We start from the raw sequence: 22,131 nt of genomic DNA on the forward strand, positions 1-22,131 counted from the left end.
GTAATGTCGAGCAGTAGGTTGAAAAATGGTAAGGTCACTTCTGCGTTAATCACGATAATAGTGATAGCAATAGCCCTAGTAATAACGATAATACTGTATGAGTGGGGGTTGCATAAGTCCGTGGTTAGAACCCTCTCTTACGCTCATTATTCATCGCCTAATTTTGAAATTGTTAGTTATAATGGTACTTCCGTTATTGTCGAGAACTATGGATCTAACGTGACCATAGGTATACCCGTTAAGAGGATTGTGGCTGATAATACGGTTGCCATGCAGGTACTGATTGACATAGGGGCTGCGAACACGATAGTTGGGATTGAGGGCTACGCCGCAGAGCTCCCTTGGCTTTTTGGAAATCTAACGGCGTTACCGACTGTGAGTCAGGGGATGTGGTCGTGGAATTATGAGGAGATGGTAAATTTAAAGCCTGGCTTAGTGATAGAGTGGAGTTACGGTGTCCAGACAGCGAGGAGTAAGCTTGCTCCATTTGGAATTCCAGTGATTGGTTATGGATCTCAGGACAACTTAACATCATTCATATACTTCCTCGGCCTAATCACGAACCGCACTGGCAATGCCGTGAAGCTCATAAACTTCATCAATAATGTGCGTCACGTATTGGACGAGGGCTTGAGCAAGGTCTCCACTGGGTATAAGGCTTACGTAATCTTTGATTACGAGTATAGCCTATGGTTCACATCAGGTCCCTCTGGAGATCCGTATTGGGCTGCCGTGAATGCCGGCCTACAGCCCTGCTTTAACAAGTCTATGCAGGTTGAGCCCGGCGCAGTGCTTCAGTGTAACCCAGACGTCATTATCGTGGTTACGTGGAATTTAAACCCTCACTCACCAAATGCCACGGCCTACTGTGAATCAATAATCGAGACCATTAAGAACAACCCAATACTCAATGCGACAAAAGCCGTTAGGTACAACAGAGTCATCATCATACCCGGCTACCTAACCGAGGGGCCTCCGCAGGTGATAGTCTCGCTATACATAGCGAGCCAGGTATATCCGAGCGCCTTCAGTGGCGTTAACGCCACGCAGTACCTCGATCAGTACTTTGAGGAATTCCTAAGAACCGCCGAACCAGGTGGTGTCTGGTGGTGCAGTGGATGAGGTGGGGATTAATGGCGGTTAGTGGCTTGGCACTCCTCCCGTTATTCGTCCTGGACATCATGGTTGGAGCCTATGGAATTGGGCCAGTGACTGTCTTAAAGGCCGTCATTGATGGCATGGACCAATATTCCATGTGCCACACGACGCATACCTAGTGATTTGGCAGATAAGGCTCCCAGAGGCCCTGGCATCGTTAATACTCGGCGCATCACTTGCGTCAGCAGGCGCCGTGCTACAGGGCATACTGAGAAATCCGCTGGCGTCGACCTACACGCTCGGCGTCTCCGCCGCAGCGGGCTTTGGAGCTGCCATAGCCATACTCCTAGGCGCCGGTTATGTTATTAAGTACTACCTGCCCGTGATAACAGAGCCGTACTTAGTGATCATTGGTGCATTCATAGCGGCCTCACTCGCGGCATTGCTCGTTTACTTCCTATCCTTCATTAAGGGTGCGTCGCCAGTCACGATAATACTGGCGGGTGTGGCAGTGATGTTCGTGTTTAGCACGGGGACCTCGCTCATCCAGTACTTCTCTGGCAATCCTGATGTGAGCCACGCCATCGTCATGTGGATGTTGGGTAGCGTAACCAACGTGACCCTCAACTACATACCATACATGGCCCTATCCCTACTTGCAATACCATACTACATCTTGATATCTTGGAGATTAAATGCGCTTAACCTTGGCGATGATGTTGCCCATAGCCTCGGAATTAATGTTAGGAATACGAGACTGGCTGCAATGCTTGTGGCGGCATTCCAGGCTGCGGTCACGATAAGCTTCGTTGGTCTAGTGGGCTTTGTCGACTTGGTGATACCGAATATAGCGAGGGTCTTAGTGGGCAGTGACAATAGGTACTTGATACCGGCATCGGCGTTGATGGGCGCCGACATCACGGTGCTCGCTGACGTGGTTTCAAAGACCTTAATACCGCTATACGTGATACCCATAGGTGTTGTGCTCTCAATGATTGGCGCCCCATACCTACTTGCAATAATAATATCGAGGGGGGCTAGGTATGGTTATGAGTAAGGCTGTACTCGAGGTTAGGGGCCTCGAATGCGGCTATGATAGGCCAGTGATTAAGGACGTCAACATTAACGTTGGTAATGGGGAGTTGGTGGTGCTAATGGGGCCTAACGGTGCTGGCAAATCCACACTGATTAAATGTATCCTAGGCATGGCGAGGGTTTTCGGCGGCTCCATTAGGGTTAATGGTGAGGATGCGTTAAGGATGGGAAGGCGTGAGATTGCTAGGCTCGTCTCCTACGTGCCGCAGAATCACGCAGTCGCATACCCAGTTAGGGTTTTTGACACGGTTTTGCTGGGTAGGTTACCGCACATGGGTTTTAGGCCGAGTAAGCTGGATATTGACACGGCCCTCAATGCCATGAGGAGGCTCGGCATTGAGTACCTAGCTAATAAATTGGTCACTAGATTGAGCGGCGGTGAGGCGCAGCTCGTCCATATCGCTAGGGCAATTGCGCAGGGAGGAGTCCTAATGCTCCTTGACGAGCCTACGAGCAACCTGGACCTAAAGCACCAGGTGGCGGTCATGGAGACCTTGATTAGGATTGCACGTGAAGACGGAATTGCGGTGTTGGCAACGATGCATGACATAAACCTAGCCCTTAAGTATGCAGATAGAATTTACGTAATGCGCGAGGGTAGGATAGTCGCTGAACTAAGCCCAGGCGATATTAGCCCGAGTATTATTGAGGAGGTGTATGGCGTTAAAACCACGGTGATCGAGCACAATGGGAGGCCTGTGGTGATCGTATGAGCCGCCGTGTCGTTTTCCCATTCCCAGCCATTGTCGGTATGGAGAAGGCTAAGTTGGCCCTCCTAGCCGTGGCCGTGAACCCATCAATCGGTGGTGTCCTGCTCAGGGGTGATAAGGGTACTGGGAAGACGACGCTTGTTAGGTCCTTCGCGGATGTATTGCCTGAGATCGAGGTCGTGGCCGACTGCCCATTTAACTGTGACCCACACGACCCGCAGCTCATGTGCGATTCGTGCTATGCAAGGTACCAGCGTGGCGAGAAGTTGCCGATGGCTGTTAGGAAGATGAGGGTTGTTGACCTGCCACTCTCGATAACCGTTGATAGGCTCATCGGTACACTGGACATTAAGAGGGCCATAACGGAGGGCGTGAGGGCATTACAGCCAGGTCTCCTTGCTGAGGCGAATAGGAATATTCTATACATCGATGAGGTTAACCTACTCGATGACTACATAGTTGATGTAATCCTAGACGCGGCGCCTACGGCTGGAATATCGTGGAGAGGGAGGGCGTGTCCGTAAGGCACCCCGCCAAGTTCATACTAATAGCCTCCATGAACCGGAGGAGGGTGAGCTTAGGCCGCAGCTCCTCGATAGGTTCGGCCTAATGGTGGATGTGGAGGCTCCTCAGGACCCAGGGGTTAGGGCTGAGATTGTTAGGAGGGTTGAGGAGTTCAATAGGGACCAGAGGGATTCTACAGGAGGTGGGAGCCGAGATTGAGAGGATTAGGGAGGGGATCAAGAGGGCTAAGGAGTTGGTTAGGGATGTTGAGGTGCCGGAGGACCTACTTAAGCTCTTGGCCGAGACCGTGGTTAAGCTGGGCATTAGGACAAGCCGCGCGGAGATAGTCACCACCAGGACTGCGAAGGCGTTGGCTGCCTTGGATGGTAGGGCTAGGGTGACGATGGAGGACTTGCAGAAGGCCATGGAGCTGGCACTACCCCATAGGCTTAAGGCTAGGCCCTTCGAGAGGCCCAGGATGCCGATACCCCCACAGCCAATGCCCAACGAAGGTAATGCCCAGGGTAGGCGGCAAATGCCTAATTCAATGCATAACCAACAGGGCAGTGCAGTGCGAGGTGGTGAGGGTAATGAGCAGGGTGGACTTAATGGCGGGAGTAGTGTAGGTGATGAGGCTAATGCTGATGGTGATACCAGGAGGTATGGAGTATCCGGCGTGGATATTCCTGTGGAGTTTAGGAGGGGGCTGATACGTACTGGGGGACCGCGGCCTTAGGTCGAGGTCCTCCCTCAGGAGGGTTGTTGGTCAGCCCCACGGTATCCCGTACATGTACCTACCGCCGAGGGATGGGGATTTAAGAGACATAGACCTCACCGCATCTATCGTTTACGCATCGCTCAGGGGCTCAGGCCTACCCATTAGGGTTGGTTTGGAAGACCTAGTGGTCAGGGTTAGGAGGTCTAGGACCCCTAGGGTCTCGCTCATAATACTTGACGCCAGCGGTAGTATGAATTTCATGAGGAGGATTGAGGTTGCGAAGGGGCTCGTGAGAAGGATAACCGAGGAGTCCTACGTGAGGAGGAGCTATGTGGGGCTAATAAGCTTCAGGGGCCGTGGCGTTGACGTGGTAATAGAGCCACGAGGAATTATTGGCAAGTCCTAGACACCTTAGATGAGTTGCTGAGCGGTGGGGCAACACCAATGCCCGCGGCACTGGCCTATGCAGTTAATTTAATCAAGAGATTAAACCTTAAGCTAAAGGGTGATTATTGGGCTTACTTAATAACTGATGGTAAGGCAAACGTGCCTCTCACGGGCGATGTTGGGGAGGAGGTTGAGAGGTTCATGGGCGAGTTGAGTAGGTTGGCTAGGGTCGTCGTCTACGATACAAGGCCGCAGTTGATCTATGACCCATCAATAGGCCACATGGACATACTAAGCAGGTACGCAATTGACGTTGTTAGGGTTGGTGAGTAACATGCCTAAATGCCGCATACTACTAATCACAAGATCCTTACTTACCGAGGGGTTCTACGAGGCATTAAACGAGGCATTGGGAGGCATTAATGATGTGGAATTCGAAACCATATATCTGGAGAGTTATGAGGTCAACGAGGTCTCTAGGCAATTAAGCACAGTGAAGAGGCCGGACACCGCCCTACTAAGCCTAATGGGAGACTACCCAGAATTACTAAATTACCTAAGGGATTGGCTGCGTGGAACATCCATTATTTTTACATTAAGTACGGGCCTAGAAACTATAATGCTTACGAGAGTTCATAATTACGAGTTGGGAGAATTGTTGGCAGGCACGTTATCCACGCGCAATAACTCCTCCGAATCTGCGAATTATTTCGATCCGAAGACGTTCTCCCGCATGCTTCATGAAATATCTAAATCCCTTACCGACCCTGTATCGCATCACCTTGAGAATTGGGCGTTATTAATTGATTACTGGAGGAATTGGCGTAGGGAGAATATAATTAATATGGTACGGTTAGTACTCAGGGAGTACTGCAATATTGAAGCGCCAGCGCCGAGGCCGCCCATCGAGTTAGGGGATTACTGGATTGAGGATGATAAGGGCAACGTGTACCACGGAATTAATGAATTCATGATGCGTAGGAGGTTAAAGGCACCGTTCATAGTATTGCTGGCTTACTCGGGACAGTCGTACGATAAGGCTAAGAAGATAATTACCCACATAGTGAGGAGTAGGGCCGACGCAGTCCCTCTCCTCTCCAATTACGGCTACACATTGAGGGGTCTAAAGGAACTGCTTAGCGATGTGAGTGTTGGGGCTATACTCGACCTACAATGGTTTAGGTTGGTTAGGAACCGTGAGGATGCCGACGTACTGCCTAAGTTTAATGTCCCCGTCATGAACCCTGTGGTCATGTATGGTAGGGACATTGATGCGTGGATTAGGGACAACGGGGCTCAGCCCAATTGAGGTCATATATGCCGTGGCCATGCCCGAGGTCGACGGCGCCATAGAGCCCATACCAATAGCGGGCCTCGTTGATAAAAATGGCGTGAAGGCTATGGAGGTAATTCAGGATAGGGTTGATAGGGTCCTCAATAGGGTTGATAAGTGGTTGGCCCTTAGGCAGAAGCCTAACGCGAGTAAGAGGATTGCCATTGTGATGTATAATTACCCACCCGGTGAGGAGAATATCGGTAAGGCCGCGTCCCTCGACACGCTTAAGTCAGTCGAAGTACTGTTAAGGAGGTTGAGGGAGGAGGGCTATGGTGTTAAGGCCATTACCGCTGAGGTTATTAAGGAGTTCTTCGTGAGGAACCCAAACTCCGGTAGGTGGTCGGCCGGCACCGACTACGTGTTGGTTGATCAAATGACGTATATGGATTTATTTAATAAGTTAAGGCCGGAGCTTAGGGATAAAGTCATTAAGCAGTGGGGTGAGCCTCCTGGCAATATAATGGTTAAAAACGGATACCTTGCGCTGTCCGTGCTTGATCTAGGCAATGCGATTATCGTATTGCAACCAAGTAGGGGCTGGCATGAGGACCCTAACAAGATTTACCATGACTCGGAATTATACCCACACCATCAATATGTCGCACTTTATAGGTGGCTTGAGGAGGTTTGGCGCGCCGATGCTGTTATTCACGTGGGGACTCACGGCACGCTTGAGTTCCTCCCAGGTAAGCAGGTCGGCCTGTCCTCCAATTGCCCTCCGGATGTGCTCCTCGGCAATTTACCGAACATCTATATCTACCACGTGGTCGTCGTCGGTGAAGGTACAATTGCTAAGAGGAGGTCATACGCCGTGTTGATTAGCCACCTCTCACCCAGGATGACTGAGGCAGGCCTCAGTGATGATCTCAAGAGGTTGCGTGATTTAATCGATGAGTACAGGGAGGCAAGCGTTGTTGATTCGCTTAGGGCAAGCGCTGTGCTCAAGACCATAGAGGACATTGCAGGTAAGTATGGGCTAGAGGTTAAGGACCTCGATGAGCTTTACGACGAGCTTATGAGGATGGAACACTCGGCAATGCCGTATGGGTTGAGGGTACTCGGCATGGAATTAAGTGATGATGAGATCGTTGATTACTTAACGCTGGCGTTAAGGCGTGATAGGGGTGTCGTTAAGTCGCTGCATAGGCTTATGGCTGAGGCAATGGGGTATGACTATGACATTTTACTCGAGCACCCAGGTAAGTACGTGAATATCCTAAGGTTAATAGACGAGGGGGTTAAAGGGATTGTCAGGGCGTTAATCGCAAACGGCATTGACTCGGCAATTAAGGTGGCTGAGGAATACGGGATTAAGAGAGATGATGCCGAGACCGTGCTGAATTACGCACGTGATATAGCGGAGAGATTAAGGTTATCGCCTAAACTTGAGCTTGAGAACGTAATTAGGGCTTTGAATGGGGAGTACGTACCAGCTGGCGTTGGTGGTGATTACGTAATGGACCCCGATGTCTTACCTGCGGGGAGGAACTTCTACGCGCTGGACCCACTTAAGATACCCAGTGATTCGGCATTGGAGTTGGGGACTAGGATCGCGGAGGATAGTATTAGGAAGTACTTGGAGCAGTATGGTAGGTACCCCGAGACCGTGGGTGTCGTCGTTTGGGGTGGCCAGGAGTCAAGGACGAGGGGTGTCACTATTGGGCAGATGCTGCGGTACCTCGGCGTTAAGCTTATTCATAGGCCGGGTAGTTGGGACCCAAGACTTGAGGTAATACCGCTTAAGGACCTCAGTAGGCCTAGGATAGATGTTGTTGTTACGATGAGTGGGGTGTTTAGGGACATGTTCCCGCACTTAATATCATTGATTAATAAGGCCGTCAAGCTCGTTGCCGAGTTGGATGAACCGTTAGATATGAATTACGTTCGTAAGCACTACCTTGAATTGAGGAGTAGGTATGGTGAGACTTCCTTAATAAGGACGTTCAGTGAGAGGCCCGGTGACTATGGGAATAAGGTTAATCACTTGATAGAGACGTCGAGGTGGAGGACGGATATGGACATCGCTAGTGTTTATGCCATGTACATGGGCTATGGCTATGATGGAGACATGCGTGGGATAAACTCAAGCGAGCTTAAGGACTTATTCAAGGCATTGCTCAGCAAGGTGGACATTACAAGCCAGGTCCAGTCGAGTGTTGACTACTCAATAATCGACATAGATGATTACTACGCATACCTGGGCGGCCTATCAAAGGCCGTTGAGGTATACTCAGGCAGGAAGCCCCTTATCCTATACACGGACCTAACGCAGGACAGGCCTAGGATGATGACCGCGAAGGATGCCGTTGGGTTCTACGTGAGGACTAGATTACTCAATCCTAAGTGGATCGAAGGCATGAGAAAGCACGGTTACATGGGTGCCCAGAACATTTCGAAGCGCGTTGAGTATGTTCTCGGGGTTGCCGCGACTATGAATGCCGTGGATGACTGGGTTTGGGACAGGATTGCGGAGACGTACGTGCTTAATGAGGAGATGAGGAGGTGGTTTACCGAAGTTAATCCCTACGCATTAGAACAAATCATTAAGAGACTATATGAGGCGCATGAAAGGGGCTTATGGCATGCCTCAGAGGACATCATACGTAAATTAAGGGAGATATACACCGAGTTAGAAAATGCGCTGGAGGGAGTTGGTTAATGGGGCAGATAACTAACTTAGTTATTTACGAGCTTCACTACCTAGCGTTCACCACGCTGGGCATAGTATTGGGTATCCTTACGATGTACTACGTAATGAGTAGAGAAGCGGTAATAAGGCCCATAGGCAGGCTGGGGCGGTGGATAACAGCGTTGTCTGGGTTACCCGGCTATTGCTCCTTACCCTTCGTGGTTTCTCTCGTTAGCCCATTAACCGCATCCTCAATGCTCATAGCCATGTATAAAGACGGTAAATTGACGCATAGAGAACTATACATAGCATCGCTCATTAATTCCTTCCCAGCCCTACTCTCGCATTTAAGGACCCTCATGCCGGTGCTGCTGAGTACCATGGGGGTCTACGGTTTACTATACCTCCTAATCCTCATTACCATTGGCTTAATGCAAATGGCCATATTCGTAACCCTCGGGAGAAGAAGTTCAAGTGAGGGTAGAGGCTGGGGCGATACTGCCGAATTTACAGAACATGCCGTGAGTAGTTCACTTAATTTAAGAAGGGCCTTGAAATTAATTGTAAGGATAGTACTGGTTACGTCAATAACGAGTATTACGTTCACGGTTATCGAGCTTTTCGGACTCAATAACTACCTCAGTGATTACCTATCGCGCATGTTCGGTACCCTAAGTCCATACGCAGTAAGCTTAATGGTGGCTTATGTAATTAGCGATAACGTGGCCTTCGCAGCTGCGGGCACGCTCATTAACGAGGGGCTCAATGGCATTTTAGTAATTAAGTGGATGCTGATTGGCTACGTGGCCTCTTCATTAATACGAGGAATTAGGCACAACGCGCCCTACTACCTCGGTATTTACGGGCCTAAAGATGGCGTTACCATAATGCTCATCTCCATACTAACTAGGGCTTTCCTGGCATTACTAATTCTGGGGATTCTCTACCTCATTTAACTCGGGTAGCAATGCTTATTAATAGGATTTGCATCCTACTACGTAATGAACATCGTGTTTCGCGAGGTCTGGTCCCGCGATGGTGCAGCTGCTCGAATATACTATCAAAGCTATGGCGGTATTAACGTTAAGACACTCCTCATAGACCTGGCACAGAGGAGGCGAGTGCTTAGTACGATGCATGGCATGGTTAATGTACGTTTTGTATGCAATAACTACGCGCCGCCAGACCTATGGTGCGCACTACATAGCCAGGGCTTCCGTGAGAAGTACCTGGGCACGTTAATGGCCCAACTTGGGGTACCCCCTCATGACTATGCATGCCTAAGCACAGGCGTTGACATGAATGACTTGGCGGTGGTAAGTGATGAGTATAGGGATGTGTGGGTGACGGCATTTACCACCGCGGGTGTTTAGACGAATGCATTGAGGACGGGCATAGACAGGGCATCTACGTACGAGGTTAATGGCGTGTTTGAGAGGGTGGGTACGATAAATATTATATTGATAACTAACGCCTCATTAACTGAGGCTGCCATGGTAGGCCCTAATTACGATAACCGAGGCCAAGTGCGCGGCGCTTCAGGACTTAGGCGTGGAGAGCAGTTATTCATCGGGTTTAATAGCCACGGGTACGGGCACGGATAATGTAATCGTAGTCTCCGGCAATGGGATATGCATAACGTACACCGGCGGTCACTCCAAGGCCGGCGAGCTAATTGGGAGAGTAGTTTACGAATCTGTTAAGGAGGCTGTGACCAGGCATAGGGCCAATGCTGGGCCCAAGACTATCCAGTAGGTCTTATCATTATTACTAAACTAATTAGTACATGTGGACTGAGCCCTCCCTGAGTATTCTCGTGAAGGCGTAATTAGATAGGGCAATGCCAATCACTATGTATGCCAGGGCTAGGATAACCAATGGCCATAGGTAGTTAAGTAGTTGTGGTATGCCGTAGCCACTGAGCATGGCGCCTCTAAGCCCCGATAACGCCCAGGTCAGGGATAGTGAATAACTTATGTACTTAAGCCATGTTGGCAGTACCGAGGTGGGAAACACAACACCACCCAATAGGTTTGAGGCAACCGAGGTGAATAGGGCTATGGGATTGCCCTGCTTAACGATTAGTACAACGGCACCAGCGATTAAGTTTAGGCCGATTATTGATGCCAGGTAAAGTATTAGGAATGTGATTGTGGCGAGCGCATTTACTTTATATGATATTCCGAGACCGAGACCAATCAATAGGACCGTGACCGCGCTTATCGAGTTTATCACTAATCCCCACACGGTGTTATACATCATCAGCGCCATGGGCCTCAGCGGCGCTGCCATTAGGTATTCCAGGGTCCCGATCAACTCCTCATTCCTAATACGACCGGCCAGCGTCGTCACTGATGCAGAGAAGTATCCCTGGAATGCCGTGCCTATGACCATGAACGCCGTGTAGTCTCTAACTGCACTTAACCTCCCAAACCCTAGGGTAACGCCAATGAAGAAGTATATGAATACTGGGATGACCCAGTTAATCATTGTAAGCACAACCTGGGTCTTATACGAAACCCACATCTTCCAACCCCTAATCACGACAAAGCCGTACAGCCTATCGATGACGCCCATCACGATCACCCCTCCCTCCTCATAATCCTCTCCATTCTCCTGGCATTACCCTCAGCCACCGCAACTTCAACATCTATGTCCATGACCCTAACCCCACCATCATACATGGCTAACTTACTCATCAACTCATTAAATCTATCAATTGTTGTTATTATGACGTACTCATCACCACCAATACTCTCCACATTAAACCCGCTGAGCCCATCCACGGGGCCCTTAACAAGTACCTTAACAATCTTAAGAGCGGGCGCCTCATTTAGGATCCTCCTATTTACATACACGACCATATCGGCTAACTCGATCTCCTGAGGATCGTGGGATGCGAGGATTACGGTCTTCCTACCCCTAAGACCCCTAATGAAATTGAGTATGCTGTGCTTCGCATCAATGTCTATGCCGCTCGTCGGCTCATCAAGCAGCAGCACATCCGGATCATGCATCAACGCCCTGGCGATCTCGAGCTCCTCATCATGCCCGTGCTATACGTGGCAACCCAATCATTAGCCCTTCCACCAAGTCCCAATTCCTCGAGTAATTCCTTAGCCCTTTCCCTAGCCTCCCTGAGCGATAGGCCGTATAATGTACCGAAGAAGACCAGGTTATCCATCGCCGTCAATCTCCAGTAAACACCGCGGTCCATGGGCGTCATAAACCCAACCCTCCTCTTAGCCCTGACGCTCATTGCATCATAACCATAAACAAGGACCCTACCACCATCAGGAACAAGTATGCCAGCCGCAAGCCTGAGCATTGTCGTCTTACCAGCACCATTAGGACCCACGAGCGCCACAATCCTACCCTCGGGAATCTCGAGGTAAACATCCTCAACGGCCACAATACGCCCAAACCTCTTAGTAACGTGGTCGTAAAGAACCACAGACACGAAGCCGTTATCGAAAACAACATTAATAACACTTTCTCCCCATAACAAAACACCATGATGAAGAAAAACCACAGAAAAACACTTAAAGCCAAAACCGCAAGATGATAATCGGCGGGGGTGCCCGAGCCAGGTCAAAGGGGACGGGTTGAGGTCCCGTTGGCGAAGGCCTGCGTGGGTTCAAATCCCACCCCCCGCACCAGTAATTGATGAGGTTTAAAGTGCCGTGAGGTTGACTACTTAAAGTTAATATTATATGCCAGGAACATGTATACTAAGTATGTCGGTCAGAAATGGCGATAATAGATCAAGTTACTTGGAATACTAATGTGGTTGGATTGCTGCTCTTATCTACGTATTTCATTAATAGCATTAATCGTTTATTTTTGGTAATAGATCAATCCTATTCTGGAGTCTCATGTATATTCTCACCCAATCTATCTTAAATATTATGAAGGCTAATGCGTGAATATTACTGCCATGGTAATTTGGAAAATAGGCAAACCTATGCCTGGTTTTAGTAATTTATACAGTGATGAGAAGAGTATGATTTCTATTGGTATTTCTACGGAGCTCTTTATTAACTTACCAATGAATACATATGTGTTAAGCATAAGTGGGTTTATCGATGCAGCCCCAGTACCTATGTATAGGTAGTCATCAAGGGGTAATCCAGGCAATGCGGCTAATATTATTAGCAATATCCATAGTGGCGACTTGTCGGCTAAGAGCATTATTAATTTCACGGCGCTGGTCTTCCTTAGGGTCTTCTTTAATGCGTAGCCTAGGGCATAGGATACGTTCTTGGAAATTGAGGCACCCAATGCCGTTATAATTATTACCAAGACCGTGTACTGTATTGGTGGTCTAATGCTCAGTAACGTTAATGATGCATATACCGTATAGGCTTCACCGAAGAATGGTAATGCATTGCCTATGAAGCTTATGAGGAAGTCCATTATCAGTAACGGGACTATGTTCATCTAATCAGGGCTTAAGTGGGGTTATTTTTAGGCTTTTTATCGAGAATATGGCTATGCCCACGGCAAGTACTATTAACGTGATGCCCACTGCTAGGGGTACCACACTATAGCCTACTGATTGATTAAGTGATAGATTCAATGATGTATTGGCGGTATTATTCATTATTTCTATTGGCATTATGCTTGATATCGTGAATGAGGCATTACATGAATTTGTTGATGAGGCGAGTTCATAAAGGGCTTGTGAGTATGAGGCTGCTAGTTCATAGAGTTGAAGTGTGGCTTCTAAATCGTATATATTACCGGTTGAGTTGTACCTTGTTAGGTAGTAATTACCGAAGTCTATGTATGAAATTGCGAGCATTGGGAATAGGTTACAAGTATTCTCTGCCTCATACGTATTAAATATTGCCAACTCCTTCACATAATTCGTGACATTGATTAGATAGCCAGCGCTCATCTCCCCATTCATCACTGGGGTAAATAATAGGTGTAGTATGGCGTCATTGCTCGATATAACATCGAGACTCTGCGCAAGCGTTAATGGATAAAGGCCATCTTGGTAATTATTCTGGGCCTCCTGAACCTCCTGCGTTATTGAATTCATGTTCTGAAGAATGCCCGATGCGCCTATGGCATTTGAAAGTGAGAGCGTGTATTCAGTTATTGATTGGGCATATACTAAGTACATGTTTGTTAATTCCTCAAGGTAGTCCCTCGATATTGGTGCTCCACCTTTTACCGCATTCAATACCGCCAACCAATCACTAAGGGTCTCTATCCTAGCCTTTGCATAGGCGAGGTTAGTTATTGCGTCGCCGATGTCATTGCTCATCAGGTCTTGCGACGCAGCATTTAATGACTGTTGGGCGTCAAAGACCCTGTCATAAATGCCAATTATTAGGTCTATGTTTGCGGTTGTCACATTGTATTGCTGCAGCGTGTTTTCGTAGTTTTGCAGTTCATTATTTAATTGATTGAGTAAGTTCTCTAATTGCGGGGCTGTGTAGTTCTGCATCTCGTCCTGGTAATAATTAATTAGTCCCTGGAATCCAAGGCTTGCGGCTGTGTAGTACATGCCCTGGTTTGCATAATTAATAGCTCTCTTAATGTAGCTACTAACGTTAGGGTCTGTGGAGTTTATGGCGCCTGTGCTTATTATCCTATCGTATATCCTCATCCATAGGAATTTCGTGACGTTGATGTATGCCGTGGTCTTTAGCGCCTGAGCCTGTATTAATGGTATTGACATATTCACACCCGTGAAGTAATAAATGGCTTGCCTGACATCCATCACAGGTATAACGTTAACTCCGAGACTCCTTCCATAGCTTATTAAGTTAATTACCTGTCCGCTACTGGTCTGATATATTTGTTGCCCGTATGGTATTAACACGACTTCATAACCTTCCTGAGCAGCTGCCTTAATCTTAGCAGGTAAGCCACCCACAGGTCCTATTAAGCCATCCGGTAGTATCATCCCGGTCATTACCACGTCAGGGTTTAAGGTATGGTTTGTTATTAGCGCCCACATTGCGACGGTCATGTAACCGCTTGCTGATGGACCACCGATCTCTAGGGTTGTCGGTTCAACATTTACTAGGAAATTATACTCATTAAATGGTTGGTTTGCTAGGTATGTGGCAACCAATGCGGCTATCTGTGATGATGATGGGAATGTACCACTTTCAACCGTTGGTAATGGACTTGACGCAATGTATACATAGCCCGAGCCCGGCTTTATTGCCGTTACCGTTATGTTAATGACGGCGCCACTGTCGTTTGATGAAACGGCTAACGCATGTATTGTAATGGACCTAACATATATAATAACTTGTTGCCACTCATTAGCTAAGGCAAGTATTAATGTGCCTAATACTAAGATTAAGGTAAACAAAACTACAGCGCCTAATAGTTTATTGGGTCTCACCATACAAGGCGTTGTTAATCCCTTGAAATTAATAAAACTTACACACTTTAATGGTTTGATTTGGATCAATTATTGATAATAAGTTCCTCATGCTAATAACGCCACTAATACGGCCTTAGCCGTATGCAATCTATTCTCCGCCTGATCCCAAACAATGCTTTGTGGACCATCAATTACATCATCAGTAACCTCCTCATCCCTGTGAGCAGGTAGGCAGTGCATGAACACTGCCTGAGGACCAGCCTTTCTCATTAATTCAGCATTAACTTGGTATGGCCTAAATACCTTCTTCCTCTCCTCGGCCTCGGCCTCCATGCCCATGCTAACCCAGACATCGGTATACACGGCATCAACGCCCCTGACATCCTCGGTACTGTCACTAATTACTATGTTAGCGCCCGTCCTCCTTACATCCTCGTTCAATGACTCGGCGAATTTGGTCGGCCAATACCTCCTTGGCGAAATTATCCTAACCTCCCAACCAAGCTTGGCTCCGATTATCATTAAGGAATGTGCGATGTTATTATCACCATCACCGACAAAGGCCACCCTTAACCCCTCGAGTTTACCCTTAACCTCCCATAAGGTTAATGCATCAGCCAACGCCTGCAGTGGGTGTTCTTTATCGCTTAGGGCATTTATTACGGGTGCCACTGCTACTTAGCCATCTCTATTAACGACTCGTGCTTATACACCCTAGCCGCTATGGCGTCCACGAACCTATCAACGACTCTTGCCGTGTCGGCTATGGTCTCTCCACGACCAAGCTGAAGCTCCTGTGGGTTTGAGTAGATTACGTGCATCCCTAGCTGGGTCGCAGCCACGTCGAGGCTTACCCTAGTCCTTGTACTCGGCTTCTCAAAGATCATGAGTAGCGTCCTGCCTCTCAGTACGTCGTTATACCGCTCCCCCTGGTAGTACCGGAATTTAAGGTCCCGGGACAGGCTCAGTAAGTACTTTATCTCGTCTGTTGTGTAATCCATGAGTGTTATGAAGTCCCTACCTCTGAGTGCCCTTATGTTGGTCACGTGATTAATTACGGATTAGGGTATTAAAGCGTGACCTCACGGCGCTAAGTTTTTAATAGCGAGTGCTTTGTCATTGATCGTGGCTAGGAGTAGAAATGAGGTACTTAAGGTTCTTGAGGATTGGGGCAATTCGGTAACAAATACGGTACTTAATAATGAGGAGCCAATTCTCGAAATACCATCAAGAACGTTAAGCAACACTATTTGGGACCCAAAGAGGAAGATGCTGATCCTTGGGCCTGAAAAGCTGAGGAGGAGGTTTCTTGACCTTAAGGAGTCCAAGAGGTTCATGCAGACAATGCTCATGCTTAAGTTAATTGTTCAGGCCATAAGGGAGGGTGTTTACCCAACAATAAGGGACCTTTACTACAATGGTAAACACACCATGGAGTTCAAGGCAGACATTGTAAACAAGGTCATTAGGGAAAACACATGGGACGAGCAGTCGGAGTCCAACGCGGTCATTGAGGATATTGAGGTGGCCACCGGAATCCTCAGGGAGGAGATGGGGCTCTCGGCTGATGTTAAGGGTAAGGTCGTGGGGCCGATAATCGTTAGGTCAAAGGCTTCGAGATAGACGCCACAAAGCTAGGCGATACCGCGCTGAGTTTACCGCCAAACCCCGATGATCTCGATATTGTCAAGGTCGAGGCTAATTACGTGCTCGTTATTGAGAAGGACGCAATATTTCAAAGGCTCAACAGGGAGGGCTTCTGGAATAAGGAGAGTTGTCTACTAATTACGGCTAAGGGTATGCCGGACAGAGCCACGAGAAGGTTTGTTAGGAGACTTAACGAGGAGTATAAATTACCAGTCTTCGTATTAACTGACGGTGATCCATATGGGTGGTACATATACAGTGTTTACAAGAGTGGCTCAATAAAGCTTAGTTACGAAAGCGATAGATTAGCAACCCCCGAGGCTAAGTTTGTGGGTGTTACAGCGACGGACATTCGTACTTACAAAATCAGTGATGAGTACGTCATAAAGGCTACGGATAGGGACCTAAAGAGGGCCCAGGAACTTATTAGGTATCCCTGGTTCCAAAGTGATCACTGGAAGAAGGAGATTGAGCTCTTCCTTAGGACGAAGAAGAAGGTTGAGATTGAGGCCTTATCAACCCACGGCCTTAAGTTCCTCCATGATTACCTCACCGACAAGATTCATGGTAATAAATTCATTGATTAAGATTAAGCATAATTAATGCAGGAATAATGATTTTAAATGCGCAATTAGGCTATGTCATCATAATGCTAATTGATAATTATGGGAGGCCCTGGTTAAAGCTTAGGATCGTGGTCAACAGCGTATGTAATTACAGATGCATCTTTTGTCACTTTGAGGGGCAGGGCAAGTTTTTAAGTAGGGAGTTAAGTGCCGAGGACATTGGTTTTGTGGCCTCTGTGGCTAAGGAATTGGGTGTTGATGATTTTAAGATAACAGGCGGTGAACCATTGTTACGTAGGGATATTGTCAAGGTTGTGGATGAAATAAATAAGGTTGATCCTAAGGACCTCTCATTAACAACTAATGGTTATTTACTTGATGTTTATGCTAAGGAATTACTTAATCATGGGTTACGTAGATTAAACATATCTCTTCATTCATTAGATCGTAGGAAGTATAGGTTCATAACTGGAGTTGATGCCTTAGATAAGGTTCTTGAGAACATTGACTACGTGAGTGGGCTGGGTTTTAAGCAAATAAAGCTGAACGTGGTTGTGCTAAGGGGGCTTAACACGGATGAGATACCAATGATGATAAGGTTCGCCGCTAAGTACGGCTTCGTTCTTCAGCTAATAGAGTTAATGCCCATGGGTGATGGCTTCCCCGTATTTGCCAGGTACTACGATGACCTGAGCGACATAGTTAATTGGTTAAATAAGCACGGTAAGTTACTGGGGACGAGGAAGGATCTCCATAATAGGCCCATTTATGAGGTCGATGGAGTTAAGGTTGAGATAGTTAAGAATTATAATAACCCGACATTCTGTGCGGGATGTACGACAATGAGGTTAACAAGTGATGGTAGGTTAAAGACCTGCCTATACAAGGAGCCCGTTGTTGACCTATGGCCGTACATAAAGGAGAGGGATAGGGATGGCTTGATGAAGGCTATGATGTATGCAAACTCATTAAGAAAGCCTAATTTCGTAGAGGGCGCATCTGGTGATTTGAGTAGGATAAGGATTAGGGTTCGTGTTGGGAGCCTTGTTTACTGATATTACGTCTTATTACATATTTAATGCCTTTATAATTACTTGTGAGGGTCACCGTTATTTCAATTGGATTTAGGGTCCTTACGATCTCATTTACTAACTCGTTAATTAGGTCCTCGTGATAAATGACCCTGTCCTTAAATCCATCTAAATACTCCCTGAGGCTGTTCAATTCTATATAGACACAACCACCATCATTGCATGCTGGCTTATACTCCACCTCAATGACGTAATTATCAACACTACTATCCACTGGGCATATTGCTGAAAAGGATGTCTCAAGATGTACATAATCAACAAGTCCCGCCTTTATTGTCCTTATCATTAAATGGACATGGCACTTTCAATGTTTATACATATTAACCTCTCATTACACAACCTCCTAATTACCGCCCTTAATTTATCTAATTCACTCTCACTAATCCACACCTTAACAATTTCCCTATCACCGGAGATGAAGGTTACAGACCAGGTGTTGAGTCTCGGTATTGAGGATATCGGTATTAGCCTCATGTTTATGACCCTTACGGTGTTAATCACAGGCCTTACCCTAATCCTGGTTATCTCGTATATTGGTAATTCAATTCTCTCAGAACCTCTTAATGCAATAAATTTATCAGGATACATGATAACCTCATTCCTCTTAATAACCCTCTTAGCGACAATCATTATTAGCGCTATAAATATTGGCGGTAGTGATGTGAGCGCCGCGTCAATAATTGATTGTGTTAATACGTAAATCACTACGGCGCCTATGAGCATAAGCGTTATCACAATGCCCGCGTATAAATTAATGATGTACGCCGGATCCTCAACAACATGCCATAAGGGTTTACTCATTTTTAAGTAATGATTGACCAGAATTATTAAGGCTTATTCCATGAACTCGTTTACCCCAGTCTTATTCACGGGCATCCTCCAGTCAATCCCCAAGGTCCTCATGGAAATCCTAGGCACTATTGGCGACCTCCTCTTGTGCTCGGTATTCAATACCCTACGCCACACGGTCTGCACAAGCTCAATGGGCTTACCCGTGGCCTCAGCCGCTTGCTCAACGCTCATCCTATAATCAACGAGCGCGTGTAGAATCACATCAACATCCTCATACTTAACGCCGAGCTCACCCTCGGCTGTTTGACCCTCCCAGAGCCTTGGGCTTGACGGCTTAAAGGCTATGTTATCGGGTAAACCGAGGTACCTACCCAGGTACCTGACTTGGGTCTTGTAGAGGTCGCCTATTGGTAGTATGTCAACGCCGCCATCGCCATACTTGGTGAAGTACCCAATCAATAACTCACTCTTATCCCAGTGCCTGCCACAACCTTATTGAATCTATTGGCGAAGTAATAAAGGAGTGTCATCCTAATCCTTGGGAGGAGATTGCCAACGGCTATCTTATCGCCCTCATCAAACTCAGGTATTGACTCGGCAAAGGCGTTTCTAATCCTGCCAATATCTATGTAGTAGTACTTAATACCAAGGGTCTCTGCGACATACTTAGCATCCCTAATGTCCTCAGGTGGCGTGGTCTTATACGGCAGTATCAAACCAATGACGCTATCCCTACCCAAGGCTCTAACGAGTAGGTATGCCGTAACGCTGGAGTCAACACCACCGCTAAGCCCAATGACTGCGCCTGTTGCCCCTGCATCCTTAATATACGACCTAATGAAGTCTATGATCCTCTGAGCCACGTATTCATAGTCAATACGTATTAGGTTCTCGAGGGTTATCTTAGGCACATGTAACTGATAATCATGGACTTTTATTGCTTACCCAATTTGCAAAATGGGGTTTGTATTTTTAATTCCCCACATGCGCCATTAATTAATGCTTAGAATACACCTGCTACAGTACAGTAGTAAACTTGGCGATGTGGAATTCAACCTAGATAGGCTGATTAAGGCGATGGACGCGCTCTGCGTGGGTGATGGAGCCGACCTAGTAGTAACCCCCGAGCTTTACCTACCAGGCTATATGTCTAAGGACTTATTCTTTCAAATTGCTGAGCCAATAGGTGGTAGGCTATTACGAGGCTCGTAATGGAAGCCAGGAAGAGGAATTGCCACGTTATAGTTGGATTTGCGGAGAGGAATGAGGATACTCACGTACTCTATAACACGGCGGTTGCCGTGGGGCCTGATGGGGTATTAGCCGTTTATAGGAAGAGACACTTACCGTCATATGGCGTGTTTGATGAGTATAGGTACTTCGGTATTGGTAAGGGCGATATACCGGTAATTAATGTTAACGGTCATAAGGTAGGCATTGCAATATGCTATGATGCATTCTATCCAGAGGTTTCGAGGACGATGATGCTGAAGGGTGCCGAGGTGCACGTATACATAAGCGCCGCACCGGATATGTCCAGGCTCCACTTCGAGACATTCATGGTGGCAAGGGCCCTTGAAAACGTGGCATACACCGTTTATGTAAATACCGTGGGGCAATATGACGGGCTTGGGTTCTTCGGGGGCAGCCACGTGGTTAACCCACTGGGTAACGTGCTCATTAAGGCTAGGTATTATGAGGAGGATGTTAAGACCGTGGAGATCAACCCAAGCGACATTATTAATTATAGGAGCCATAGACCAATACTTAAGGACCTCGACCCAAGCGATGTTGACCTAGTGGTTAAGGCACTCAATGAGTACGTAAATCCGAAGCCACCAATCATTAAACCTAGGGAGAAGGAAACGCAGCAATTGGCGATTACTGATAATCAGTAATTTTAAAGTTAGAACTAATGATGAATTGAGTTTTAATTAAATCACGACATTGCGTTTATTATTTCAATTGATCAATTATTTCTATCAACGCATCACCAAACTCCTTAGTACCCAATGGCTGAACACCCATAAACCTGGCCAAGTCCTGCGTGACCTTCTTCTGGTTAATGGCCTCTGTTATCGCCCTATCAATCAAGTCCGCAGCCTCCCTCCAACCCATGAACCTAAGCATCAACTCACCACCCCTGATTATACCCGTTGGGTTAGCCACGTTCTTACCGGCGTACTTAGGCGCTGTGCCGTGTACGGCCTCGAACATGCCGCCAGTATCGCCGACGTTCGCGCCGCCAAGCACTCCAATATCGCCTATGAGGCTCCGGCAGCATCGCTTATGTAGTCACCGTTTAGGTTTGGTGCAAGTATTACGTCATAGTTCTCGGGCCTCGTGATTATTTGTTGGAACATGTTATCGGCTATCCTATCATTAACGAGCAATTTGCCTGGCGGTACCTTACCACCATAGAGCTTATTCACCTCCTCCTCGGTAACTATGTAGTCCCTGAACTCCTTAAGTGCTACCTCATAGGCCCACTCCCTGAAGGCGCCCTCCGTGTACTTCATTATGTTGCCCTTGTGCATTATTGTTACGGACCTCCTCTTATTCTCAATGGCAAACCTGAGCGCGAACCTTGTTATTCTCTGGGTCTTATACTTACTAATTGGCTTGATGCCTATCCCAGTGTCATCCTCAAGCTCTATTTTCAACTCATCCTTAAGGAACTTCCTCAACTTAGCGGCCTCCGGACTGTCCCAACTCCACTCAATGCCTCTGTATAGGTCATCGGTGTTCTCCCTAATGATTACCATATCAACCTCTCAGGGTGCTTGAGTGGTGATTCGAGACCAGGCATGTACTTAACAGGCCTGACATTGGCATATGCATCCAGGATCATCCTAATGGCAACATTTATTGACCTCCAACCACCACCAATCGGGGTCTCCAGTGGTCCCTTAAGGACAACCCTGTACTTCGTGATTAGGTTTATGGTTTCCTCAGGGAACCTATTGCCATATACCTTCTCAGCCTCCTCGCCTGCATAAACCTTAACCCACTTGATCTCCCTTGAACCTCCATAGGCCTTCTCAACAGCCTTATTGATTACCTTAATGGCCACATTCGTTATTTCAGGCCCTATTCCATCACCCTCGATGTAGAGTATTATTGGTTTCTTAGGTACGTTCCAAATACCACCCTGAACAACGATTGGTTCTCCATCCTCTGGTATCTTAATTCTAGATGCCATCTAT

At 47.3% G+C, this 22,131-nt stretch carries 23 protein-coding genes, 1 tRNA gene and 4 pseudogenes; 18 read left to right on the forward strand and 10 right to left on the reverse strand.

Annotated elements, in window-relative coordinates; all coding sequences use genetic code 11:
* Positions 1–3 precede the first annotated feature (3 nt).
* From JCM16159_RS04385 to JCM16159_RS18565, 13 genes are all read left to right on the forward strand, one after another.
* Positions 4–1,122, forward strand: coding sequence for an ABC transporter substrate-binding protein (locus tag JCM16159_RS04385; protein ID WP_054857083.1), 1,119 nt, complete (start codon positions 4–6; stop codon positions 1,120–1,122).
* A complete protein-coding gene (locus JCM16159_RS14500; protein ID WP_243665870.1) occupies positions 1,107–1,277 on the forward strand; it encodes a hypothetical protein in 171 nt (56 codons plus the stop codon). The genes JCM16159_RS04385 and JCM16159_RS14500 overlap by 16 nt, the downstream gene beginning before the upstream one ends.
* On the forward strand, positions 1,256–2,155 hold the full coding sequence (locus JCM16159_RS04390) for an iron ABC transporter permease (RefSeq protein ID WP_243665871.1): 900 nt from the start codon (positions 1,256–1,258) through the stop codon (positions 2,153–2,155). The genes JCM16159_RS14500 and JCM16159_RS04390 overlap by 22 nt, the downstream gene beginning before the upstream one ends.
* On the forward strand, positions 2,142–2,906 hold the full coding sequence (locus JCM16159_RS04395) for an ABC transporter ATP-binding protein (protein ID WP_243665872.1): 765 nt from the start codon (positions 2,142–2,144) through the stop codon (positions 2,904–2,906). The genes JCM16159_RS04390 and JCM16159_RS04395 overlap by 14 nt, the downstream gene beginning before the upstream one ends.
* Complete coding sequence (locus tag JCM16159_RS14505) at positions 2,903–3,427, forward strand: ATP-binding protein (protein ID WP_243665873.1); 525 nt, start codon at positions 2,903–2,905, stop codon at positions 3,425–3,427. Before JCM16159_RS04395 ends, JCM16159_RS14505 begins: the two co-directional genes overlap by 4 nt.
* A gap of 182 nt (positions 3,428–3,609) precedes the next feature.
* Positions 3,610–4,143 (forward strand): hypothetical protein, encoded by a 534-nt coding sequence (locus tag JCM16159_RS14510; RefSeq protein ID WP_243665874.1) that lies wholly within the window; start codon positions 3,610–3,612, stop codon positions 4,141–4,143.
* 52 nt (positions 4,144–4,195) lie between these two features.
* A complete protein-coding gene (locus tag JCM16159_RS14515) occupies positions 4,196–4,531 on the forward strand; it encodes a hypothetical protein (RefSeq protein ID WP_243665875.1) in 336 nt (111 codons plus the stop codon).
* A gap of 14 nt (positions 4,532–4,545) precedes the next feature.
* Positions 4,546–4,845: a hypothetical protein gene (locus tag JCM16159_RS14520; RefSeq protein WP_243665876.1), complete on the forward strand. Its 300-nt coding sequence runs from the start codon at positions 4,546–4,548 to the stop codon at positions 4,843–4,845.
* Position 4,846: 1 nt separating this feature from the next.
* Complete coding sequence (locus tag JCM16159_RS04405) at positions 4,847–5,821, forward strand: cobaltochelatase subunit CobN (RefSeq protein WP_243665877.1); 975 nt, start codon at positions 4,847–4,849, stop codon at positions 5,819–5,821.
* On the forward strand, positions 5,769–8,507 hold the full coding sequence (locus tag JCM16159_RS04410) for a cobaltochelatase subunit CobN (RefSeq protein ID WP_054857087.1): 2,739 nt from the start codon (positions 5,769–5,771) through the stop codon (positions 8,505–8,507). The genes JCM16159_RS04405 and JCM16159_RS04410 overlap by 53 nt, the downstream gene beginning before the upstream one ends.
* On the forward strand, positions 8,507–9,433 hold the full coding sequence (locus JCM16159_RS04415; RefSeq protein ID WP_054857088.1) for a hypothetical protein: 927 nt from the start codon (positions 8,507–8,509) through the stop codon (positions 9,431–9,433). Before JCM16159_RS04410 ends, JCM16159_RS04415 begins: the two co-directional genes overlap by 1 nt.
* Positions 9,434–9,478: 45 nt before the next feature.
* Complete coding sequence (locus JCM16159_RS18560) at positions 9,479–9,850, forward strand: adenosylcobinamide amidohydrolase (protein WP_054857089.1); 372 nt, start codon at positions 9,479–9,481, stop codon at positions 9,848–9,850.
* 139 nt (positions 9,851–9,989) lie between these two features.
* Positions 9,990–10,232, forward strand: coding sequence for an adenosylcobinamide amidohydrolase (locus JCM16159_RS18565; RefSeq protein WP_367834311.1), 243 nt, complete (start codon positions 9,990–9,992; stop codon positions 10,230–10,232).
* Between the two features lie 24 nt (positions 10,233–10,256).
* On the opposite strand, the gene JCM16159_RS04430 is transcribed toward JCM16159_RS18565, so the two are convergent.
* From JCM16159_RS04430 to JCM16159_RS14535, 3 genes are read right to left on the reverse strand one after another with little or no spacing between them, the layout of a single operon-like run.
* The gene (locus JCM16159_RS04430; RefSeq protein WP_054857198.1) at positions 10,257–11,054 is read right to left on the reverse strand and encodes an ABC transporter permease; all 798 of its coding nucleotides are present in this window, start codon (positions 11,052–11,054) and stop codon (positions 10,257–10,259) included.
* A 5-nt stretch (positions 11,055–11,059) separates the two neighbouring features.
* Complete coding sequence (locus tag JCM16159_RS14530; RefSeq protein ID WP_243665878.1) at positions 11,060–11,497, reverse strand: hypothetical protein; 438 nt, start codon at positions 11,495–11,497, stop codon at positions 11,060–11,062.
* A complete protein-coding gene (locus tag JCM16159_RS14535) occupies positions 11,494–11,937 on the reverse strand; it encodes an ATP-binding cassette domain-containing protein (RefSeq protein WP_243665879.1) in 444 nt (147 codons plus the stop codon). The genes JCM16159_RS14530 and JCM16159_RS14535 overlap by 4 nt, the downstream gene beginning before the upstream one ends.
* 111 nt (positions 11,938–12,048) lie before the next feature.
* Here JCM16159_RS14535 and JCM16159_RS04440 point away from each other — a divergent pair.
* A tRNA-Leu gene (locus JCM16159_RS04440) sits at positions 12,049–12,136 on the forward strand.
* 256 nt (positions 12,137–12,392) lie between these two features.
* Here JCM16159_RS04440 and JCM16159_RS04445 read toward each other — a convergent pair.
* The 3 genes and pseudogenes from JCM16159_RS04445 to argF form a co-directional block, all read right to left on the reverse strand.
* Positions 12,393–12,917, reverse strand: coding sequence for a hypothetical protein (locus tag JCM16159_RS04445; RefSeq protein ID WP_243665880.1), 525 nt, complete (start codon positions 12,915–12,917; stop codon positions 12,393–12,395).
* Positions 12,918–12,921: 4 nt separating this feature from the next.
* A complete protein-coding gene (locus tag JCM16159_RS04450) occupies positions 12,922–14,850 on the reverse strand; it encodes a S16 family serine protease (RefSeq protein ID WP_054857091.1) in 1,929 nt (642 codons plus the stop codon).
* 84 nt (positions 14,851–14,934) lie between these two features.
* Positions 14,935–15,830, reverse strand: a pseudogene (gene argF, locus JCM16159_RS04455) (ornithine carbamoyltransferase).
* Positions 15,831–15,954: 124 nt separating this feature from the next.
* Between argF and JCM16159_RS04460 the strand changes: the two are divergent.
* Both JCM16159_RS04460 and moaA read left to right on the forward strand, forming a co-directional pair.
* A pseudogene (locus JCM16159_RS04460) lies at positions 15,955–17,063 on the forward strand (DNA topoisomerase IV subunit A).
* A gap of 62 nt (positions 17,064–17,125) precedes the next feature.
* Positions 17,126–18,097: a GTP 3',8-cyclase MoaA gene (moaA, locus tag JCM16159_RS04465; protein ID WP_054857199.1), complete on the forward strand. Its 972-nt coding sequence runs from the start codon at positions 17,126–17,128 to the stop codon at positions 18,095–18,097.
* Here the strand turns inward: moaA and JCM16159_RS04470 are convergent.
* The 3 genes and pseudogenes from JCM16159_RS04470 to JCM16159_RS04480 all read right to left on the reverse strand — a co-directional run bounded on the left by JCM16159_RS04470 (position 18,066) and on the right by JCM16159_RS04480 (position 19,836).
* The gene (locus tag JCM16159_RS04470) at positions 18,066–18,419 is read right to left on the reverse strand and encodes a hypothetical protein (protein ID WP_054857092.1); all 354 of its coding nucleotides are present in this window, start codon (positions 18,417–18,419) and stop codon (positions 18,066–18,068) included. The two genes, moaA and JCM16159_RS04470, sit on opposite strands and share 32 nt — an antisense overlap.
* Positions 18,419–18,934 carry a hypothetical protein gene (locus JCM16159_RS04475; RefSeq protein ID WP_054857093.1) on the reverse strand — a complete coding sequence of 172 codons (516 nt, stop codon included), beginning with the start codon at positions 18,932–18,934 and terminating at the stop codon, positions 18,419–18,421. Before JCM16159_RS04475 ends, JCM16159_RS04470 begins: the two co-directional genes overlap by 1 nt.
* Before the next feature lie 33 nt (positions 18,935–18,967).
* Positions 18,968–19,836, reverse strand: a pseudogene (locus JCM16159_RS04480) (NAD+ synthase).
* Positions 19,837–19,924: 88 nt separating this feature from the next.
* Between JCM16159_RS04480 and JCM16159_RS18570 the strand changes: the two are divergent.
* A complete protein-coding gene (locus tag JCM16159_RS18570; protein ID WP_367834279.1) occupies positions 19,925–20,137 on the forward strand; it encodes a nitrilase-related carbon-nitrogen hydrolase in 213 nt (70 codons plus the stop codon).
* Positions 20,137–20,823, forward strand: a complete 687-nt coding sequence (locus tag JCM16159_RS04485) for a carbon-nitrogen hydrolase family protein (RefSeq protein ID WP_367834280.1) — start codon at positions 20,137–20,139, stop codon at positions 20,821–20,823. Before JCM16159_RS18570 ends, JCM16159_RS04485 begins: the two co-directional genes overlap by 1 nt.
* 58 nt (positions 20,824–20,881) lie before the next feature.
* On the opposite strand, the pseudogene JCM16159_RS04490 reads toward JCM16159_RS04485, so the two are convergent.
* Positions 20,882–22,127: pseudogene (locus tag JCM16159_RS04490) on the reverse strand (NADP-dependent isocitrate dehydrogenase).
* Positions 22,128–22,131: the final 4 nt, after the last annotated feature.

The organism is Vulcanisaeta sp. JCM 16159 (assembly GCF_001316265.1).
Taxonomy (GTDB): domain Archaea; phylum Thermoproteota; class Thermoprotei; order Thermoproteales; family Thermocladiaceae; genus Vulcanisaeta.